The sequence below is a fragment of the Curtobacterium sp. GC_Cur_3 genome (assembly GCF_026544205.1).
Lineage (GTDB): Bacteria > Actinomycetota > Actinomycetes > Actinomycetales > Microbacteriaceae > Curtobacterium.
Genome location: NZ_JALNUI010000017.1, coordinates 61250 through 77370, shown reverse-complemented (window position 1 = coordinate 77370; position 16121 = coordinate 61250). Strand labels below are relative to the sequence as shown.

Below are 16121 nucleotides of genomic sequence, written 5' to 3'. Positions count from 1 at the left end.
TCACCGGGCTTCCCGCCGCGACGCGACCACACCGGACACCGCGGCCACCACGATGAAGACCAGCCCGACGACCGGGTGCCCGATCGAGATCCAGGCACCCCCGGCGGCCACGATCAACGCGACCTCGACGATGGTCTTGCCGACGACGTCGGTCTCGATCGGGGAGCGTGGCGACCGGAAGAAGTACCAGACCACCGAGGCGAAGAGCGGCGCACCGACGATGAACAGCACCGCCGGCATCGGGAACGGCCACGCGATGTAGCCCCAGTACGCCAGCGACAGCAGTCCGAACGCGCAGACCAGACCGCGCAGCACGCTCCAGCCGTCGACGCGGCGAGGACTGCGCGGTGCCGAGGGTTCGGGCGTCGCGTCCCAGTCCATCGGGGATCGCGGGACGTTGCTCATGCTGGTGCCTACTTGAAGATGATCGTGCGGGCGCCGTCGAGGAGGACCCGGTCCTCCGCGATCCAGCGCACGGCCTGCGTGAGGGTGCGGGACTCTTCGTCCTGGCCGATCGAGACGAGCTCGGCCGGTTCCTTCGTGTGGTCGACCCGCACGACGTTCTGCTCGATGATCGGGCCCTCGTCGAGGTCGCTCGTGACGAAGTGCGCGGTCGCCCCGATGAGCTTCACGCCGCGGGCGTGCGCCTGCCGGTAGGGGTTGGCGCCCTTGAACCCGGGCAGGAACGAGTGGTGGATGTTGACCGCCCGACCGCGCAGTGCGGCGCAGAGCTCGGGGGAGAGGATCTGCATGTACCGCGCCAGGACGACGAGTTCGATGTCGTGTTCCTGCACGGCGTCGAGGATGCGCTGCTCCATCGCGGCCTTGCTGTCGGCGTCGGTGACTGGCCGGTGCTCGAACGGCACGGAGTAGAACGCGGCCAGCTCGGACAGGTCCGTGTGGTTCGACAGCACGAGGGGCACGTCGATCGCGAGCTGCCCGCCGCGCTGCCGGTAGAGCAGGTCGTTGAGGCAGTGCCCGGCCTTGGAGACGAGCACGAGCGTGCGCATCGGTCGGCCGACGACGTCGAGCTGGACGCGCATGGCGTAGCGCTCGACCACGGGCGCGATCGCCTGCTCGAACGTGGCGCGGTCGACCGGCGCCATCACCTGCAGGCGCATGAAGAACGTGTTGGTGTCGTGGCTGGAGAACTGCTGCGACTCGGTGATGTTGCCGTGGGCCTGGACGACGGCCCCGGACACGGCGTGCACGATCCCGGGCTGGTCGTCGCAGACCAGGGTCAGGGTCCAGTGCGTGGGGGTCGCGTCGCTCGGGTCGGTCACCGGTTCAGGCTACCGGCCAGGAGGCTCGCCCCGGCCCCGTCACGCAGCCCCTGTGGACAACTGGTCCGGCCCTACGCCCGCGCCCCACGCCGCAGCGCCCGGTCGCCGATCGTCAGCGCGCTCAGCACCACCGCGATGCCGACGATCACCCACCCGAGCACGTGCAGGTCAGGCGTCGTCGGAGCCTGCCCGAACACCCCGCCGATGAGCGAGGACGCCGCGATCGCCCCGATGTAGACGCTCGTGCGGGACAGCCCGGCGGCCGTGCCGATCGACTCCGGCGGCACGATCCGGTACAGCGCCGCCTGGTTCGACACGGACGCCAGCGCCTGGGGGATCCCGAACAGCGCCGGCGCGAGGGCCAGAAGCACGATCGACGACCCGGTGTGCAGGCCGAGCAGCAGCAGCCCGCCGAGGACGGGCACCGTCGCGGCGATCACGAGCGGACCGCGCACGGTGGTCCGGCGGGCGACGAGGACCGACGCGAGCCCGGCCACCACCGCTGCCGGCAGCTGCAGGTAGCCGGCCTGGTCGCTGGAGTACCCCGCGACGTCCTGCACCCACTGCGAGAACCCGTAGGTCATCGTGTACGCGAGCATGTAGACGAGGAACAGCCGCAGGTAGGTGCGGGTCAGGGCCCCGTTCCGCGCGAGCATCCGGACGTCGACGAACGGTCGGGTGGCGCGCAGCTCCCAGAGCACCAGGGCGACGAGCAGCACGACCGCGACGCCGAGCAGCCACCACAGGCCCGCCTGGATGTCGAGCAGGAACACCAGCAGTGCCGACACCGTGCCCGTCATGAGCACCATGCCGAACGGGTCGAGCGCCGTGAGCACCGGCACGTCGGCGTCGTACCGCGGACGCAGCCGGTCGGACGGCAGCCAGAGCCCGGCGACGACCAGTCCGAAGGCCGCGAGCGGCACGTTCACCAGGAAGATCGCGTGCCAGCCGAACCCGGCGATCAGCGCGCCGCCGAGCGGTGGCCCGGCCGCCGCGGACACCAGCGACGTGATGGACAGCGCGCCGAGGACCAGGGGCGGCGTCGGCTTCCCGATCCGGGCGGAGTGGTGCCGCAGGGTCGTCAGCGCCGCCGGGTACGCGGACGAGGTCCCGATGCCGATGAGCACGCGGGCGAAGACGGCGCCGCCGAAGCCGGTCAGCACCTCGGGAACGAGTCCCGCGATCCCCACCACGACGAGCCCGGCCATGAAGACCTTCTTCGGGCCGAACCGGTCCGCGAGCTTGCCCATCGTCGGCTGCGCCACGGCACTGGCCAGGTACAGCGCCGCCACGAGCCAGATCGCCTGCGACGCTCCGATCCCCAGGTCGCGGGAGATCGGCGCGAGGGCGACGGACACCATCGTCGTGTTGATCGGGTTCAGCAGCGGCCCGACCAGGACCGGGATCAGCAGCTTCGGGCCGAAGCCGCTGCCGGACCCCTGGTCAGCGGACGTCGGGACGGGAGCGGTGGAGGTGGACGTGGTGGCCTGCCTTGGTGGGGTGGCCGGGACGCGACCAGCCTGGAGGCCCGGCGTGCGTGCGCGACGCACCACGGGCCTCCAGGCTGGTCACGACTCGACGAGGGGTCGGAGGATGGCGAACGACCGCGCGAGGACCGCGCGGTCGTCCGGGTCGAGCGCCGCGAGGCGCTCGGCGAGCGTGCGGGTGCGGGATCGGAGGGAGTCCTCGCGGGCGGCGCGGCCGGCATCGGTGGCGCTGACGATGGTGCGTCGGCCGTCGGTGGGGTCCTGCTCGCGGTCGACGAAGCCCAGGTCGACGAGCACCTGGATCGTGGCGCCCATCGACTGCGGGCGCACGCCCTCGGCCCTGGCGAGCTCGGCGGTGGTCGTGGCGCCGTCGCGGACCAGGCGACCGAGGGCGGCGGACTGCGAGGCGGTGACCTCGTCGGCCTTGCCCACCAGGGTCGTCCTGCGGATGCGGCCGTGGAGCGCCAGCAGGTCGCTGGCGAGGTCGGACGGATCCGTGGAGGTCATACCGTGACGGTACTACTCCGACAGGTGAACTTGCAAGGCGTCCTGTCGATCAGTGCGTCCCGTGCGAGGTTGCACACCCCGTGCGGGGCTGCACTCGCGCACAAGGTGCGCAACCTCGCACGGGACGGAAGAAGTCGCACCGTGCTCCCGCCGACAGCTCAGCGCAGGGCGGTCATCGTCGTGACGAGGTGCTCCTGCAGGTAGCCGAGCCAGTCGTAGACGTCCCGCAGTCCGACTCCGTCGACGGTGGTGCTGCTCGCGGCCTCGGTGTCGGCGTCCACGATGCCGAGCCGGTCGGCGATCGTGAGCCGCAGGTCGGTCAGGCAGCGGACCCAGGACTGCTCGTCCTCGCCGGTGAGGGCGCCGTCGCGGCCACCGGTGAGCCACGCGTGCACGGTGTCGGCGTTCGTCGCCTTGCCCGTGCGGAGGTCGTCCCGGGTGTAGCGCCGGAACTCCGAGCTCGCCTGGCGGTCTCCGGGGTAGGCGTCCGGGAACATCCGCAGCGTCACGGGGTCGGAGTCGAGGTCCCCGTCGAGGATCTGCTGCAGCTGTTCGACCAGGCTCGTGAGCACCGAGCGCTCGCCGGATGCCAGGCCGAGGTGGATGCCGTCGGGGCGGCGCACGAAGGGGATCACTCGCCGGCTGCCCGGTCGACGGTGGCCTGCAGGCCGTACCCGTGCATCGCCTCGACGTGGAGCTCCATCTGCTCCCGGTTGCCCGTGGCGACGATCGCGCGGCCCTCGGCGTCCACCTGGTGCATGAGCTGCTCGGCCGTGGAGCGCGGGAACCCGAAGTAGGTCTGGAAGACGTAGGTCACGTACGACATCAGGTTGACCGGGTCGTCCCACACCACGGTCACCCACGGCACGTCGGGGCGCACGCTGGCGCGGGTGTCGAGGTCGGCGTCGGTGTCGGCGCGCTCGTCGACGGACGGGAACGACAGGGGCATGCAACCAGGGTGACACAGGCCGGGCGGCTCGGTACGATCGTGGTGTCGCGACTGGCGTCGGATGGGTCACCATCAGGGAGCGACACTCGACACGGTGCGTGGCCGTCCGCCTGGGCCACGCCGACCGATCCTCGCCGCCGGCTCGTTCGGCTCGTCACCAAGGAGACCCGTGTCCATCACCGATCTGCCCCCGTTCGTGTCCGAGACGTCCAGCGCCGCGGCCGAACCCGCTGTCTCCGACGCCGCCGCTGCCCGCGCCGCGTTCAACGCCCCGCTCAGCGAGGTCGACCCCGAGATCGCCGCCGTCCTGCAGCAGGAGCTCGGCCGCCAGCGCGACACCCTCGAGATGATCGCCTCCGAGAACTTCGTGCCCCGTGCCGTGCTCGAGTCCGTCGGGTCCGTGCTCACGAACAAGTACGCCGAGGGCTACCCGGGCAAGCGCTACTACGGCGGCTGCGAGTACGTCGACATCGCCGAGCAGCTCGCCATCGACCGCGCCAAGTCGCTGTTCGGCGCGGCGTACGCCAACGTCCAGCCGCACTCCGGCGCCACGGCCAACGCCGCGGTCCTGCACGCCATCGCCGCCGCCGGCGACACCATCCTCGGTCTCGAGCTCGCCCACGGCGGCCACCTGACCCACGGCATGAAGCTCAACTTCTCCGGTCGCATCTACAACGCCGTGTCGTACGGCGTCGACCCCACCACGTTCGAGGTCGACTACGACGACATCCGCGCCAAGGCCGTCGAGCACCAGCCGAAGGTCATCATCGCCGGCTGGTCGGCGTACCCGCGGCAGCTCGACTTCGCGAAGTTCCGCGAGATCGCGGACGAGGTCGGCGCCAAGCTCTGGGTCGACATGGCGCACTTCGCTGGCCTCGTCGCCGCCGGTCTGCACCCGTCGCCCGTCCCGCACGCCCACGTCGTGTCCACGACCGTGCACAAGACCCTCGCCGGTCCGCGCTCGGGCCTGATCCTGTCGAACGACGAGACCCTCTTCAAGAAGCTGAACTCCGCCGTGTTCCCGGGCCAGCAGGGCGGTCCGCTCATGCACGTCATCGCGGCGAAGGCCACCGCGTTCCTGCTCGCCGGCACGCCGGAGTTCAAGGACCGCCAGGAGCGCACCATCCGCGGCGCTCAGGCCCTGGCGTCCCGCCTGACCGCTGACGACGCCAAGGCCGCCGGGGTCGACGTCCTCACCGGTGGCACCGACGTGCACCTGGTGCTCGTCGACCTGCGCGAGTCCGAGGTCGACGGCAAGCAGGCCGAGGACCTCCTGCACGAGGTCGGCATCACCGTGAACCGCAACTCCGTGCCGTTCGACCCGCGCCCGCCGATGGTCACCTCGGGTGTCCGCATCGGCACCTCGGCGCTGGCCACGCGTGGCTTCGGCGACGCCGAGTTCACCGAGGTCGCGGACATCATCGCGCTGACCCTCATGCCGAACCCGGACGTGGCGGCGCTCTCGGCGCGGGTCAAGGCCCTGACCGACGCGTTCCCGCTCTACGCGTGAGCGGCGCTGCAGCCCCCCAGCCCGGCACCGTGGCTCCCCTGCCCACCGCTCGGTGGGCGGGGGAGGACTCGGCCGTGCGCATCGACGGCACTGCCCTCGCCGCCCGCACGCTCGAGGAGCTCCGTGTCCGCGTCGACCGCCTGCACGAACGGGGCATCCACCCGGGCCTCGGCACGATCCTCGTCGGAGAGAACGCCGGGTCGCTGTCGTACGTCGCCGGCAAGCACCGTGACTCGGCGCAGATCGGCATCGAGTCGATCCGTCTCGACCTGCCCGCGACCGCCTCGGCCGCCGACATCCGCGCCGCGATCCTGCAGATGAACGACGACCCCCGGGTCACGGCGTTCATCGTGCAGCTCCCGCTGCCGGAGGGCATCGACCCGACGCCCATGCTCGAGCTGATGGACCCGTCGAAGGACGCCGACGGCCTGCACCCGACGAACCTCGGGGAGCTCGTGCTCGCCGTCCCCGGTGGTGCCGGCACGATCGACGCGCCCCTGCCGTGCACGCCTCGGGGGATCGTCGAGATGCTCCGCGCATACGACATCCCGATCCGCGGCAGGCACGTCACGATCATCGGCCAGGGCCTCACGGTCGGGCGCCCGCTCGGCCTGCTGCTCACCCGGCTCGAGGCCACCGCCACCCTCACCCACTCCCTGACCGCCGACGTCGCCGCCGAGTGCCGCCGTGCGGACATCGTCGTCGCTGCCGCGGGGGTCGCCGGACTGGTCAAGCCCGACTGGGTCCAGCCCGGCGCCGCGGTCATCGATGTGGGCATCACCCGCGTCGTGAACCAGGACACCGGCAAGGCCAAGCTGCGCGGCGACGTCGACCCCGCGGTCGCGTCCGTCGCCGGCTTCATGTCGCCGGTCCCCGGTGGCGTCGGCCCGATGACCCGGGCGATGCTCATGAAGAACGTCGTCGAGGCCGCGGAGCGCCGGCTGAAGTAGCCACCGAGGCGTTGCCGTCGCGCCGGCCCGGCGCTACGTTCACCCCATGGGGGAGAACGTGGTCGCCGTGCCGGTGATGGCAGCCGAGGGGTGTCGTGCCACGCTGCGCGGGTGGATGGTCGTCGTCGCCACGATCGTCAGCCTGTTCGTGGTCGGGGTTGTCGGCACGTGGAGCGCGAGCGCCGGCTACGGCGGACTCGACGCGGACGGTCACTGGACCGATGCCTCCGGGGTCGTCGTCGCCGCCCCACCAGCGACGGTTGAGGCCCTCGGCCACCCGTCACCCCTCGCCGTCACGCTCATCGTGCTCGTCGGCGTGCTCGGCGTCGTCGTCCCGCCAACGCTCGCACGGTGGGGTCGCGAGCGCCTCGGCCGCGCTGTCCGGGTCGCGGCCGTCCTCGCGCTCCCGGTGCTCGTCACCGCCGCGGTCCTGGTCTACGGGGTGTGGGAGAGCCACGTCGTGATGGACCAGATCCAGCACCAGGTTCTGCCGGTCCACGCCTTCCCCTTCAGCGGCACGACTATCACGACGGGCCACATGACGCGCTGAGCCCGGCGCGGCCTGGCCGAGTCTCGGCCGGGCGGACATCTCGCGGCATCCGAAGGCCGAGCGACGTCCGCCCAAGCGAGTCTCGGCCTGGAGGCTCGGCGCGGCCCCGACAGGACGGCTGCGGCGGGTGCGCTGCGGCGCCGCTGCACAACTCGGCCGAGTCTCGGCTTGGCGGACATCGTGTGGCCTCCGGAGGCCGAGTCGAGTCCGCCCGGGCGAGACTCGGCCTGGCGGCCGCGGCCTCGGCCGCGCCTGCGTCAGCTGTCGCGCCGGGCGCCCTGCGCCGCGTGCACCGTGAACACAGTCGGCTCGCGGAACCCAGCGTCCGCGAAGGCGGAGGTGACGGCCGTCGCGATCGTCGCACGGGCCTCCCGGTCGACGAGCGCGATCGCCGCCCCACCGAACCCGCCACCGGTCATCCGCGCACCGACGGCCCCGTTCGCCATCGCCGTCGCGACCGCCAGGTCGAGCTCCGGCACGGAGATCTCGAAGTCGTCCCGCATGGACTCGTGCGACGCGACGAGCAGGTCGCCGATCGCCCGGGCACCCTGCTCGCGGAGGGTCCGCACGGTGTCGAGGACGCGCTGGTCCTCGGTCACGATGTGCCGCACCCGACGGAAGGTCTCGTCGTCCAGGAGCTCCTGCGCCCGCGGCAGGTCGTCCACCGCGACGTCACGCAGGGCCTCGACCCCGAGGACCTGCGCCCCCTTCTCGCACGATGCCCGACGCGCGGCGTAGCCACCGGTGGCGTGCGCGTGCTCGACGCGGGTGTCGACCACGAGGACCTCGAGGCCCTCGGCCTGGAGCGTCATGTCGACCACGGCGGTGTCGAGCGTGCGGCAGTCGAGGAACACGACGGCGTCCTGTTCCCCGAGCAGCGACGCGGACTGGTCCATGATCCCCGTCGGTGCCCCGACCGCGTGGTTCTCGGAGTACTGCCCGACGCGGGCGAGCTGCTTGCGGTCGAGCCCCAGCTCCCACAGGTCGTTGAAGGCCAGCGCGACACCGCACTCGATCGCGGCGCTCGACGACAGCCCGGCGCCGACGGGGACGTCCGACTCGATGTACACGTCGAGGCCGGTCGCCCGGGACAGGTCGGCACCCTGCTCCTGCAGTGCCCAGGCGATGCCGAACACGTACGCCGACCAGCCGTCCATCGCGTCGGGCGAGAGCTCGTCGAGCGACAGCGACACGACCGTCTTCGGGTCGAACGCCGAGGCGACCCGCAGCGTGCGGTCGGACCGCGGGGCGATGGACGCCGTGGTGCGGCGGTCGATCGCGAAGGGGAGGACGTAGCCCTCGTTGTAGTCGGTGTGCTCACCGATCAGGTTCACGCGGCCGGGGGCGGAGTACCGCACCGCCGGCTCGTGCCCGAACACCTGCTGGAACGTCATGCTCGTTCGATCCCTCCTCGGATGAACTCGGCCGCCTTCTCGGGGACGAGGTCCCCGATCCACGCGCCCATGGCGGCTTCACTGCCGGCCAGGAACTTCAACTTGTCCGCCGACCGACGCGGCGAGGTGATCTGCAGCATCAGCCGGACGGTGTCGCGTCCGGTGTGCACGGGCGCCTGGTGCCACGCGGCGATGTACGGGGTCGGGTCGCCGTAGAGCGCGTCGAGCCCGCGGGTGAGTCGCAGGTGCATGTGCGCGAGCTCGTCCTTCTCGGCGTCGGTCAGCCCGGCGAAGTCCGGCACGTGGCGGTGCGGCAGCAGGTGGATCTCGATCGGCCAGCGCGCGGCGAACGGCACGAAGGCGGTGAAGTGCTCGCCGGCGAGGACGACCCGCTCGGACGCGCGCTCGTTCGCCAGGTGCTGCTTGAACAGGTCGGGACCGAACCGCTCGATCGACGCCAGCAGCCGCTGCGTGCGCGGGGTGACGTAGGGATAGGCGTAGATCTGCCCGTGCGGGTGGTGCAGTGTGACGCCGATCGCCTCGCCGCGGTTCTCGAACGGGAACACCTGCTGGATGCCGGGCATCGCGGAGAGCGCGGCGGTGCGGTCCGCCCAGGCCTCGACCACGGTGCGGGCGCGGGACTCGGAGATGGACGCGAACGAACCGGCGGTCTCGGGGGAGAAGCAGACGACCTCGCACCGGCCGACGGAGCGCAGCTGACGGTTCAGTCCGACGTCCGACAGGGACGCGAGCGACTCGGGGGCGTCGTCGGCATCGAGCGCGGGTCCGAACGACGGGGACCGGTTCTCGAACACGGCGACGTCGTACCGACTGGGGACCTCCGACGGGTTCGCCGGGGTCTGCGGGGCCAGGGGGTCCTGGTCGGCCGGGGGCAGGAACACGCGGTTCTGGCGGGCGCTCGCGATCGAGACCCACTCCCCGGTGAGGACGTCCTGGCGCATCCGCGCCGTCTCCGGCCGCGGGTCGAGCGTCCGCTCGTCGATGTGCCGTTCAGCGGGCAGCTGCGTGTCCGCATCGTCGAAGTAGATGAGGTCGCGGCCGTCCGCGAGCTTCGTCGCGCGCTTGGTGATCACCGACCCAGCCTAGCGAACGAACGAAGGATTGCGAAAGTGATCGGAAGCAGACGAAACTGTCTCCGTGAGCGACGACGACCTCTTCCTCGCCGGCACGATGCCGGCGCCCCTGCGGCAGGACCGCATCGTCGCCATCGTCGACGGAGCCCCCGGCCTGGTCCGGACCGCGGCGCTCGCCGCCGCGCTCGGCACCAGCGAGGTGACGGTCCGGCAGGACCTCGCCGTCCTCGACCGGGAGGCCCGGGTCAGGCGGGTGCACGGCGGTGCGGTCCGCCCCGGGGTCGGGTCGCCGGAGCGTCCCTTCGAGGAGACCGCCGTCGAGCACCGAGCGGCCAAGGCCGCCATCGGCCGTGCCGCCGCGGCGCTCGTGCGGTCCGGGGAGTGCGTCGTGCTCGACGTCGGGACGACGCCGGCCGCGGTCGCCGAGGCGCTCGTCGCCCGCGAGGACCTGGTCGACGTCACCGTCGTCACGAACTCCCTCACCACGGCCCTGGCCCTCGAGCGTGCGGTGCCGCGGTTCACGGTGGTCGTCACCGGCGGCACGCTCCGCCCCCTGCAGCACTCGCTCGTGGCACCGTTCAACGGGACGGTGCTGCCGATGATCGCCGCCGACGTGGTGTTCCTCGGCGGCACCGGCGTCGACGTCGAGCACGGCCTGACGAACGTGAACCTGCCCGAGACCGAGGCCAAGCGGATGCTCGCTGCGACGGCCCGGCGTACGGTCGTGGTGGTGGACGGCTCGAAGTTCGGCCGTGCCCACATCGGGGTCGTCCGCGGCCTCGACGACATCGACGTCATCGTGACGGCGGAGGCCCCGTCGGACCTCGTCGAGCACGTACGAGCCGCCGGGGTCCAGGTCGTCGTCGCCGACGACACCGCACCGGGAAGGAACCACAGCGCATGACCGCAGCACCCACCGGAGGCCAGTACCACCTCCGTCACGCCGGCCCGGACGGGGTCGTCGAGGCCGTCGTGACCGAGGTCGCCGCCGGCATCCGCCAGCTCACCGTCGCCGGGTTCGACCTCACCGAGCCGTTCCCGGCGTCCGAGGCACCCGCTGGTGCGAACGGGATCGTCCTGGTCCCGTGGCCGAACCGCGTGGCAGGCGGTGTCTGGCACCTCGACGGTGCAGCACAGCAGCTGGACGTCTCCGAGCCGAAGTACGGCAACGCCTCGCACGGGCTGCTCCGGTTCTCGCCGTACCGCGTGGTGGACCAGACCGAGTCGTCCGTCCTGCAGCAGGCCACGATCCACCCGCAGCACGGCTGGCCCTTCACCCTCGAGACCCGGGTGCACCACGAGCTCGTCGACGACGGCATCCGCATCACCCACGAGATCACGAACCGCTCCGACGTCCGAGCGCCCTTCGCCGTCGGGGCGCACCCGTACCTCCGCGCCGGTGACACCCCGCCGGAGGACCTCGTCGTGACGCTCGACGCCGCCACGGCCTTCACCGTCGACGACCGCAAGATCCCGAACGGCACGCAGCCCGTCGAGGGCACCGACCAGGACCTCCGCGGCGGTCGTCGCGCGGGGGACTCGGACCTCGACACGGCGTACACCGACGTCACCCCGGGCAGCGACGGGATCCGCCGGACGACGATCCACGGGCCCGAGGGCGACGGCGTCGAGCTCTGGCAGGACGCGTCCTTCCCGTACGTCCAGGTCTTCACCTCCCGCGAGTTCCCCCGGGGTGACGGCAAGGGCCTGGCCGTCGCCGTCGAGCCGATGACCGCTCCTGCCGACGCCCTGAACTCGGGCGAGGGCCTGCGGTGGCTCGAGCCCGACGAGACCTGGACCGGCTCGTGGGGGATCCACCGCGTCTGGTCCTGACGCTCCCGGTCAGACCCCACGCCCCATGCACAAAGGCCCCGTCCGTGATCCGGCGGGGCCTTCGTGCGTGGTCAGTGGTGTCGGTGTCGCTGTCTCCGTCAGGCGCGCCGCATGCGCAGGGCCTCGACCGCGAGCGACTCGGTGGCGTACCGGCCGATCTCCTGAGCCCAGGCCGGGTCGTCGCCCCGCAGTGCGAGGAACTGCTTGCGCTGTCGGCACACGTACCCGAGGACGCTCGAGCCGGTGGCGACCTCGACGAAGTCCGTGCGGATGTGCCGGGTGGTGACCTGGGCCCTGCGGCGGAGCGTGTCCAGCAGGAGCCGGTCGCTCATGGTGGTGTTCGTCGCTGCGGCGAGCTCGACGATGCGGCGCGCTTCCCCGGTGGTGCTGGTGTGCGTGGCGTCGATGTGCTCGATCACGGTGTACCCCGTTCGTTTCGTTCCTGGTGGTGCGGTCGACCCACGAGCAGTGGATCCGGGAACGACACTAACGACGTCCACCCACCTGCCCGCTGTGGATCGGCCGGTGTGCGCAGTGGGTTCACCATGAGAACGCTGGGGACGGGTTGTACCCCGCAGGACTCGATGGGGTCAGCGCTTCACTGACGCAGCGTCTGGCGGGGGTACTCCCCGAACCGCGTGGCGTAGGTCGAGGAGAACCGACCCATGTGCGCGAAGCCCCAGCGCCGGGCGACCTCGGCGACGGAGGTCGATCGCGGGTCGAGTGACTGCAGTTCCTCGTGCGCCCGCCCGAGCCGGACGTCCCGCACGTAGGCCATCGGCGTCGTGTCGAGCGTCCGCTGGAAGGCGTCCTGGGTGCCGCGGACGCTCAGCCCTGCGGCCCGCGCGATGTCGGCGACGGTGAGCGGCTCGTGCACGTGCTCGTGGATGAACTCGACCGCACCGCGGAGTCGTCGGTGGGCGAGGTCGCCGGAGTCGGCGCCGAGGAGGTCGGCCTGCAACGGGTACAGGTCCAGCAGCGCCCGGGCGACGTCGCGACGCGCCTCGTGCCAGGCGAGCGAGGCCTGGCCGTCCTCGCGGAGTGTGTGCACGGCGCCGGACACCGCGCTCCGCCAGCGGGCGACCGCCGCGGGGTCCTGCGGCGCGGTGCGGCCGAACGACAGGGTGCCGTCGACGAGCCAGCGTTCCGCGGCGACGTCGAGGAGCAGGCTCCGGTCGACGTGAACAAGACGCTGGTCCCAGTCCTCGTACTCCATCTCGAAGCGACGCTCGACGGGGAACATCGTCGGGACGCCCGGTTGCATCCTGACCTCGTCGCGTCCGACGTCGACCCGTGCCCGCCCGCGTTCGAGCCACTGCACGACGACCTCGCCCTCGACGGCCACGTCGCCGCGGAGGTACCCGTGCATCTGCGAGCGTCGGATGCTGAGCTGGTCGTCGCCGACGCCGACGTAGCGGTACCAGAAGCCCTCGTCGACGGGACGGGAGTACCAGGCCTTGCCGGCGTACATCCCAGCGAGGGAGCTGATCGCGGAGTCGGTGTCCTGCCCGGCGACCGACACGAGTGGTCGCTGCGGTGCGGGGGCGGTCGCTGCGCAGGGTGCGTGCGGCTCGGTGGTCATCGCGGCCTCCTCTCAGAGGACTCGATCCACGCTATGTCGCGTCGCAGCCGACTTCAACCGAGCCGCGGTCTGCGACCTTTCCGGCACACCCGGGACACATTGCGCCTGTCGCACTCAAGTGGCCCGCGTGAGATCGCACTCCGTGTCGCCTCGCCGCGCTGGGAGGCGACACCGAGTGCGATCTCACGAGACCTTCACGAGCGACAGTGGGCCCCGTGGGGCTCGAACCCACGACCCTCGGATTAAAAGTCCGGTGCTCTACCAACTGAGCTAGAGGCCCTCGTGCTCCAGGGTATCCGGCCACGGGATGCCCGTGTCACCGGCGCCGCCTACACTTCCCGGGTGCCTCGCGATCACCACCGTCCAGTCCACTTCACCGACGCCGAGTTCGCTGCCATCAAGGGCGGCGAGGACCCCGCGCTGGTGAACCGCGTCGCGCACGAGACCGCCAACGCGCTGCTCCACCGCGTGCGGCAGGACCCGGACCCCGCCGTGGTCGAGCGCCTCGTGACGTACACCGACGTCCACGGCATCGAGGCCGTCGCCGAGCTCTGGGCACGGGTCGGGCCGCACACCCTGCCGGGCACCCTCTGGCGGATCTACCTCATGCGCACGGTCATCCGGCAGAACCCGGACGAGGTCGCCTACCTCTTCACCAGGGGCACGGAGCGCATCCGCACGATCGACCAGGCCGTCGCCGGCGCGGAGGCCCCGACGGGTCCTGCAGAGATCCTCGCGCTCGCGGACAGCATCCTGCACGGGCTCTACACGGGGGACTTCGCCGTCGCACTCGACCGCGGTGCCGCCTTCTGCCGTCTCGCTGCAGCGGGAGCCACGAGCGTGGCCGACGACTCCGACATCACGGCCGAGGAGCGCGCGAGCGTGCTGACCGTCCGTGCCTTCCGCCTGGCCGAGCTCGCCGAGGACCTGTCGGCGGCAGCGGCACTCTGGCGCCGCGACGCCCTGGACTGAGCACCCGTCAGACCGGGCCGGCCTGCCGGACGTCAGCCGAGCCTCCCGGCAGGAACGGCAGGAACGGCAGGAACGGCGGTCCCGTCGAGCGGTGAACCCGGCGTACGACGAACGTCCCCCGACCGCGAGCGGGCAGAGGAAAACCGGGCCGCAGAAGCGCCTCTCGGCGCGAGGCCGCTCGAAGCGGCGAATTTTGGAGCCCGGGGCTTGCTGCGGCCCGGCGATGTCAATTGTAGGAGACGCAGCCTGTGCGCGCTGCCCTGTTCACTCACGGTGGACAGACCGGTTCCCGGGCGCGCCACCGACGGCTTGCGGGAAACCGCACCCACCCCGGCCAATCCGACAGGGCGAGGGTGCCGAATCATCAGCGTGACCGACTTCACGGAACGTCACACAGCGAGGGTCCTGTGCGACCCGGTCCGGCTCCACCGGCTGGTCAATTCCCTGCGGATCGTGCAGGCCCTCGCTCTCAACCTGAACGCCGCACGAACGCTTGACACCGGAAGGAGGAAAACCTGCAATGCTTGCCCTCGTGGAACGCGACACGGACAGTTGGAGCTCGGATGAGCCAGCACCCGCGTCGCCGGACCTCCTCCTCCTCCGTGTCGCCCAGGGCGACCAACAGGCCTTCTCCGAGCTCTACGACGAGCTCTCCGGTCGGGTCCTCGGCCTGATCACGCGGCTCCTCAAGGACCGCGCCCAGTCCGAGGAAGTCGCCCAAGAGGTCTTCCTCGAAGTCTGGCAGCAGTCAGCCAAGTTCGACACCAAGCGCGGCAGTGCCGCCAGCTGGGTGCTGACCATGGCGCACCGCCGGGCCGTCGACCGGGTCCGGGCTGCACAGTCCTCCCGCGACCGTGACACCAAGATCGGCATCCGCGACTTCGAGTCCGGCTTCGACCAGGTGTCGGAATCGGTCGAGATCCGCATCGAACACGAACGCGTCAGCCGTGCCCTCGGCCGCCTGACGGAGTTCCAGCGCCAGGCAGTCCAGCTGGCCTACTACGGCGGCTACTCGCACAGCGAGATGGCCGAACAACTCGGAGTGCCGATCGGCACCGTGAAGACCCGTCTGCGCGACGGGATGATCCGTCTACGCGACGAGATGGGGGTGACGTCATGACCCAACGACACGACGACCCCGCGCTCCTGACCGGCTCCTACGCACTCGACGCCCTCAGCGACGCGGAGCGCCACGACATCGAAGAGGCCCTCGCGGCCTTCCCTGAACTCCGCGCCGAGGCCGACTCGCTCACCGAGACCGCCAGGGCCCTGGCCTACGCGGTCGAGCCGATCGAGCCGCCCGCGTCCCTCAAGGCGTCCCTGATGGCCGCCATCCAGACCACGCCCCAGGCGTCGGCCGGACCGGCTCACGCCCTCCCCGAGGAGCAGGAACCCGTCCAGGAGGCCCCGATCGCCCCAGTCACGGACCTCGCCTCCGCCGGTGGTTCGGCCAGTGCCACCGCGCACCGTCGGTGGTTCCAGCGTCCCGCTGGGTTCCTCAGCGCCGCTGCCGCGGTGGGTGTCATCTTCCTCGGCGTCGGTCTCGGCGCCGGCGGTGTGCTCTTCAACGGTGACTCGAACCCCGGTCCGACCACTTCGCAGGCGGCGTCCGGCCTCGACCAGATCTACGCGTCCCCCGACTTCGCTCGGAGCACGTCGTCCGTCAAGGGCGGCGGGACGGCCACGGTCGTCTGGTCCGACCAGCTCGGCAAGTCGGCCGTCATCCTCGACGGTGTGAAGGCCGCGCCGAAGGACAAGACCTACGAGCTCTGGTACATCGGTTCCGCGGAGTCCGGCGGCACCATCGAGTCCGCTGGCCTGATGAACGACGTCGACGGCGGTGTGCGTTCGGCGGTGCTGAGCGGGTCGAAGTCGCAGGGCGCCACCGTGGGCATCACGGTCGAGCCGTCCGGCGGGTCGAAGCAGCCGACGACGACGCCGATCGTCGCGGTCCCGACCACCTCCGCGTAGCCGGGCCCCAACCTCTCGGTTCCGCCCCCCAGTCGGTTC

The 16121-nt window shown here is 71.5% G+C and carries 18 protein-coding genes, 1 tRNA gene and 1 riboswitch; of the genes, 8 read left to right on the top strand and 11 right to left on the bottom strand.

Annotation, left to right across the window (positions count from 1 at the left end):
• The 6 genes from OXR63_RS10805 to clpS all read right to left on the bottom strand — a co-directional run bounded on the left by OXR63_RS10805 (nt 1) and on the right by clpS (nt 4226).
• On the bottom strand, nt 1–405 hold the full coding sequence (locus tag OXR63_RS10805; protein WP_267423043.1) for a YrdB family protein: 405 nt from the start codon (nt 403–405) through the stop codon (nt 1–3).
• An 8-nt stretch (nt 406–413) separates the two neighbouring features.
• On the bottom strand, nt 414–1283 hold the full coding sequence (gene purU, locus OXR63_RS10800; RefSeq protein WP_267423041.1) for a formyltetrahydrofolate deformylase: 870 nt from the start codon (nt 1281–1283) through the stop codon (nt 414–416).
• 71 nt (nt 1284–1354) lie between these two features.
• Complete coding sequence (locus OXR63_RS10795; protein WP_267423039.1) at nt 1355–2836, bottom strand: MFS transporter; 1482 nt, start codon at nt 2834–2836, stop codon at nt 1355–1357.
• 15 nt (nt 2837–2851) lie between these two features.
• A complete protein-coding gene (locus tag OXR63_RS10790; RefSeq protein ID WP_267423037.1) occupies nt 2852–3277 on the bottom strand; it encodes a MarR family winged helix-turn-helix transcriptional regulator in 426 nt (141 codons plus the stop codon).
• 158 nt (nt 3278–3435) lie between these two features.
• Nucleotides 3436–3900, bottom strand: a complete 465-nt coding sequence (locus OXR63_RS10785) for a DUF2017 family protein (RefSeq protein ID WP_267423036.1) — start codon at nt 3898–3900, stop codon at nt 3436–3438.
• Between the two features lie 8 nt (nt 3901–3908).
• Nucleotides 3909–4226, bottom strand: coding sequence for an ATP-dependent Clp protease adapter ClpS (clpS, locus tag OXR63_RS10780; RefSeq protein ID WP_267423034.1), 318 nt, complete (start codon nt 4224–4226; stop codon nt 3909–3911).
• 37 nt (nt 4227–4263) lie between these two features.
• A riboswitch (ZMP/ZTP riboswitch) is annotated at nt 4264–4349 on the top strand.
• Between the two features lie 73 nt (nt 4350–4422).
• Between clpS and glyA the strand changes: the two genes are divergently transcribed.
• Genes glyA through OXR63_RS10765 form a run of 3 tightly spaced genes read left to right on the top strand, consistent with a single transcriptional unit; the run spans nt 4423 to nt 7236 of the window.
• Complete coding sequence (gene glyA / locus OXR63_RS10775) at nt 4423–5736, top strand: serine hydroxymethyltransferase (protein ID WP_267423079.1); 1314 nt, start codon at nt 4423–4425, stop codon at nt 5734–5736.
• Nucleotides 5737–5774: 38 nt separating this feature from the next.
• Nucleotides 5775–6686 carry a tetrahydrofolate dehydrogenase/cyclohydrolase catalytic domain-containing protein gene (locus OXR63_RS10770; RefSeq protein WP_267423076.1) on the top strand — a complete coding sequence of 304 codons (912 nt, stop codon included), beginning with the start codon at nt 5775–5777 and terminating at the stop codon, nt 6684–6686.
• Between the two features lie 46 nt (nt 6687–6732).
• Complete coding sequence (locus OXR63_RS10765; protein WP_267423032.1) at nt 6733–7236, top strand: hypothetical protein; 504 nt, start codon at nt 6733–6735, stop codon at nt 7234–7236.
• Between the two features lie 257 nt (nt 7237–7493).
• On the opposite strand, the gene galK is transcribed toward OXR63_RS10765, so the two are convergent.
• Nucleotides 7494–8630, bottom strand: a complete 1137-nt coding sequence (gene galK / locus OXR63_RS10760) for a galactokinase (protein WP_267423030.1) — start codon at nt 8628–8630, stop codon at nt 7494–7496.
• Nucleotides 8627–9724: a galactose-1-phosphate uridylyltransferase gene (gene galT, locus OXR63_RS10755; protein ID WP_267423029.1), complete on the bottom strand. Its 1098-nt coding sequence runs from the start codon at nt 9722–9724 to the stop codon at nt 8627–8629. Before galT ends, galK begins: the two co-directional genes overlap by 4 nt.
• Before the next feature lie 64 nt (nt 9725–9788).
• On the opposite strand from galT, the gene OXR63_RS10750 reads away from it, so the two are divergent.
• Nucleotides 9789–10628: a DeoR/GlpR family DNA-binding transcription regulator gene (locus tag OXR63_RS10750; RefSeq protein ID WP_267423027.1), complete on the top strand. Its 840-nt coding sequence runs from the start codon at nt 9789–9791 to the stop codon at nt 10626–10628.
• Nucleotides 10625–11557, top strand: coding sequence for an aldose 1-epimerase family protein (locus tag OXR63_RS10745; protein WP_267423025.1), 933 nt, complete (start codon nt 10625–10627; stop codon nt 11555–11557). Before OXR63_RS10750 ends, OXR63_RS10745 begins: the two co-directional genes overlap by 4 nt.
• 98 nt (nt 11558–11655) lie before the next feature.
• On the opposite strand, the gene OXR63_RS10740 is transcribed toward OXR63_RS10745, so the two are convergent.
• The 3 genes from OXR63_RS10740 to OXR63_RS10730 form a co-directional block, all read right to left on the bottom strand.
• On the bottom strand, nt 11656–11976 hold the full coding sequence (locus tag OXR63_RS10740; RefSeq protein ID WP_194661508.1) for a hypothetical protein: 321 nt from the start codon (nt 11974–11976) through the stop codon (nt 11656–11658).
• Nucleotides 11977–12155: 179 nt separating this feature from the next.
• Nucleotides 12156–13139: a helix-turn-helix transcriptional regulator gene (locus tag OXR63_RS10735; protein WP_267423022.1), complete on the bottom strand. Its 984-nt coding sequence runs from the start codon at nt 13137–13139 to the stop codon at nt 12156–12158.
• Nucleotides 13140–13346: 207 nt separating this feature from the next.
• A tRNA-Lys gene (locus tag OXR63_RS10730) sits at nt 13347–13419 on the bottom strand.
• Nucleotides 13420–13481: 62 nt separating this feature from the next.
• Here OXR63_RS10730 and OXR63_RS10725 point away from each other — a divergent pair.
• The 3 genes from OXR63_RS10725 (at nt 13482) to OXR63_RS10715 (ending at nt 16082) form a co-directional block, all read left to right on the top strand.
• Entirely contained in the window at nt 13482–14111 is a 630-nt protein-coding gene (locus OXR63_RS10725; protein ID WP_194630306.1) for a DNA-directed RNA polymerase subunit beta, read from the top strand.
• Nucleotides 14112–14631: 520 nt separating this feature from the next.
• Nucleotides 14632–15231, top strand: a complete 600-nt coding sequence (locus OXR63_RS10720; protein WP_267423014.1) for a sigma-70 family RNA polymerase sigma factor — start codon at nt 14632–14634, stop codon at nt 15229–15231.
• Entirely contained in the window at nt 15228–16082 is an 855-nt protein-coding gene (locus tag OXR63_RS10715) for an anti-sigma factor (RefSeq protein WP_267423011.1), read from the top strand. Before OXR63_RS10720 ends, OXR63_RS10715 begins: the two co-directional genes overlap by 4 nt.
• The last annotated feature ends 39 nt before the right edge of the window (nt 16083–16121 follow it).